Annotated in this window: 1 rRNA gene; it reads left to right on the forward strand. The window is 59.5% G+C overall.

Annotated features, from left to right (window positions below):
• Positions 1 to 114: ribosomal RNA gene (locus tag DMB42_RS52820) — 16S ribosomal RNA — on the forward strand; the annotation flags it as partial.
• Positions 115 to 516 lie beyond the last annotated feature (402 nt).

Consider the following 516-nt stretch of genomic DNA (forward strand, 5'->3'; position numbering starts at 1 on the left):
CGAAGCCCGTGGCCCAACCCGTAAGGGGGGGAGCGGTCGAAGGTGGGGCTGGCGATTGGGACGAAGTCGTAACAAGGTAGCCGTACCGGAAGGTGCGGCTGGATCACCTCCTTTCTAAGGAGCACAGGCTCTTGTTCGCAAGAAGAAGAGTCCACGTCGAGATCGTGAGCGAACGTCTCACGCTCGGCAGCTCATTAGTGGAGCACTGGCTAGTCAGCTGGACCGGGTCGCCGGGCCGCAAGTACCGCCTCGTAAGAGGAGTGGGAACGAGGTTCTCGGGGGTTCGGGCCAGGTCTGAAACACACTGTTGGGTCCTGAGGGAACGGGCAGCAATGCTCGTGAGAGCCTCAGTACAGGGCCGCTGAACAGCTCGACGTCATGTCGGGTTGGGATGCGGTTGCTGTTTGTTGTTTGAGATTTGCATAGTGGACGCGAGCATCTTTGTGGCCAAGTTTTTTAGGGCACACGGTGGATGCCTTGGCATCAGGAGCCGATGAAGGACGTGGGAGGCTGCGT

The sequence above is a fragment of the Nonomuraea sp. WAC 01424 genome (genome assembly GCF_003947315.1).
Taxonomy (GTDB): Bacteria; Actinomycetota; Actinomycetes; order Streptosporangiales; family Streptosporangiaceae; genus Nonomuraea; species Nonomuraea spiralis.